2 rRNA genes are annotated in these 3,213 nt (G+C 49.4%); both read right to left on the minus strand.

Annotated features, from left to right (window positions below):
• Positions 1–2 precede the first annotated feature (2 nt).
• Positions 3–119, minus strand: a 5S ribosomal RNA gene (gene rrf, locus F5ESL0230_RS08330).
• A gap of 83 nt (positions 120–202) precedes the next feature.
• A 23S ribosomal RNA gene (locus tag F5ESL0230_RS08335) occupies positions 203–3,114 on the minus strand.
• Positions 3,115–3,213 lie beyond the last annotated feature (99 nt).

The following is a 3,213-nucleotide window of genomic DNA, read 5'->3' on the forward strand; positions in this document are numbered from 1 at the left end:
AAGCACGGCAACGTCCTACCCTCGCAGGCAGTCTCCCACCAACTACTCTCGGCGTTAAGAAGCTTAACTTCTGTGTTCGGCATGGTTACAGGTGTTTCCTTCTTGCTCTTGCCACCGTACTTCTTTTTGAGCTTTTACACTCAAAACTAAATATTATCCTTCGAAAAAACCGTTCCGCTCTCTCCTTTGACTGCCTTCGCTTTTGGTCAAGTCCTCGACTGATTAGTACTAGTCCGCTCCAAACCTCACGGCTCTTCCACTCCTAGCCTATCTACCTCATCGTCTCTGAGGTGTCTTACTACTTTCGTATGGGAAATCTCATCTTGAGGGGGGCTTCGCACTTAGATGCTTTCAGCGCTTATCCCTGCCATACTTAGCTACCCAGCTATGCCTTTGGCAAGACAACTGGTACACCAGCGGTATGTCCATCCCGGTCCTCTCGTACTAAGGACAGCTCCTCTCAAATTTCCTACGCCCACGACGGATAGGGACCGAACTGTCTCACGACGTTCTGAACCCAGCTCGCGTGCCGCTTTAATGGGCGAACAGCCCAACCCTTGGGACCTACTTCAGCCCCAGGATGCGACGAGCCGACATCGAGGTGCCAAACCTCCCCGTCGATGTGAACTCTTGGGGGAGATAAGCCTGTTATCCCCAGGGTAGCTTTTATCCGTTGAGTGATGGCCCTTCCATGCGGTACCACCAGATCACTAAGCCCGACTTTCGTCCCTGCTCGAGTTGTCGCTCTCGCAGTCAAGCTCCCTTATACCTTTACACTCTGTGAATGATTTCCAACCATTCTGAGGGAACCTTTGGGCGCCTCCGTTACTCTTTAGGAGGCGACCGCCCCAGTCAAACTGCCCATCTGACACTGTCCCATGCCTCGCTTAGAGGCGCTGGTTAGAGCAACCATCAAACAAGGGTAGTATCCCAACATTGCCTCTGATAATACTAGCGTACTATCTTCTCCGGCTCCTACCTATCCTGTACATGCTTAACAGTTGCCCAATATCAAATTGCAGTGAAGCTCCATGGGGTCTTTCCGTCCTGTCGCGGGTAACCCGCATCTTCACGGGTATTATAATTTCACCGAGTCTCTCGTTGAGACAGTGCCCAAATCATTACACCTTTCGTGCAGGTCGGAACTTACCCGACAAGGAATTTCGCTACCTTAGGACCGTTATAGTTACGGCCGCCGTTTACTGGGGCTTCAGTTCGCTGCTTCGCTGACGCTAACAGCTCTCCTTAACCTTCCAGCACCGGGCAGGTGTCAGCCCCTATACGTCGTCTTACGACTTTGCAGAGACCTGTGTTTTTGATAAACAGTTGTTTGGGCCTATTCACTGCGGCTGGCTTTTACACCAGCACCCCTTCTCCCGAAGTTACGGGGCTATTTTGCCGAGTTCCTTAACGAGAGTTCTCTCGCTCACCTTAGTGTTCTCCACTCGACTACCTGTGTCGGTTTGCGGTACGGGTACGTTAGCTCTCACTAGAAGCTTTTCTTGGCAGTGTGACTCTTGAACCTTCGCTACTTTTATTTCGCTCCTCATCACGACTTGTGCTTCTTAACAGTAAGCATTTGACTCACCATTACACTTGTCGCTTAAACATGGCTTTCCAGCTCCATGCGTCCTTTGCCTCCTGCGTCCCTCCTTCGCTATTAACGATCTAACGCAGTACAGGAATTTCTACCTGTTGTCCATCGACTACGCCTTTCGGCCTCGCCTTAGGTCCCGACTTACCCTGGGCGGACGAGCCTGCCCCAGGAAACCTTAGTCTTTCGGCGGATAGGATTCTCACCTATCTTTCGCTACTCATACCGGCATTCTCACTTCTAAACGCTCCACTTATCCTCTCGATTAAGCTTCACCGCATTTAGAACGCTCTCCTACCACGCATTATTGCTAATGCATCCACAGTTTCGGTACTATGCTTAGCCCCGGTAAATTTTCGGCGCAGCGTCACTCGACTAGTGAGCTATTACGCACTCTTTTAATGATGGCTGCTTCTGAGCCAACATCCTAGTTGTCTACGCAACTCCACATCCTTTTCCACTTAGCATAGATTTTGGGACCTTAACTGGTGATCTGGGCTGTTTCCCTTTCGACTACGGATCTTATCACTCGCAGTCTGACTCCAGTGCTTTGATACATGGAATTCGCAGTTTATCTGAATTCAGTAACCCCTGACGGGCCCCTCATCCAAACAGAGCTCTACCTCCATTATCATCCTCGCACCAGGCTAGCCCTAAAGCTATTTCGGAGAGAACCAGCTATCTCCAAGTTCGTTTGGAATTTCACCGCTACCCACAACTCATCCCCGCAATTTTTAACTTACGTGGGTTCGGTCCTCCAGTGTGTTTTACCACACCTTCAACCTGGTCATGGGTAGGTCACTTGGTTTCGGGTCTACATCAAATAACTCTCTCGCCCTCTTCAGACTCGCTTTCGCTACGGCTCCGTCCTTTTATGACTTAACCTCGCTATTTAACGTAACTCGCCGGTTCATTCTACAAAAGGCACGCCATCACCCTTTAATGGGCTCTGACTACTTGTAAGCACACGGTTTCAGGTTCTCTTTCACTCCCCTTCCGGGGTTCTTTTCACCTTTCCCTCACGGTACTGGTTCACTATCGGTCACAATCTAGTATTTAGCCTTGCGAGATGGTCCTCGCTGCTTCAATCGGAATTCCTCGTGTTCCGACCTACTCAGGATTCTGCTCGGCGTACTCTTGATTTCGCTTACGGGGCTCTCACCCTCTCTGGCTTACCTTCCCAGATAATTCTGCTATCGCCTGTACTTACCTTCTTGCAGTCCTACAACCCCAAACAATAAATTGCTTGGTTTGGGCTCTTTCCGTTTCGCTCGCCGCTACTTGGGAAATCGATCTTTCTTTCTCTTCCTGCAGCTACTTAGATGTTTCAGTTCACTGCGTCTTGCCCTAGTTACCTATTTATTCAATAACTAGTAATGTATCTCTACATTGGGTTCCCCCATTCGGATATCTCCGGATCTCTGCTTACTTACAGCTCCCCGAAGCCTTTCGTGGTTCGTCACGTCCTTCTTCGCCTTATTGTGCCTAGGCATTCACCGTGCGCCCTTTTTTACTTGACCTTACTCAAGATACTCTCTCGGTCGCTCTTGCAATCTGTTCTCTTTTGATTGTTTCTCGGTTTTTTCTTGGATTATATTCAGTTTTCAATGTACTAACTC

Origin of the sequence: Lactobacillus sp. ESL0230 (assembly GCF_003692805.1) — a bacterium.
Lineage (GTDB): Bacteria > Bacillota > Bacilli > Lactobacillales > Lactobacillaceae > Lactobacillus > Lactobacillus bombicola.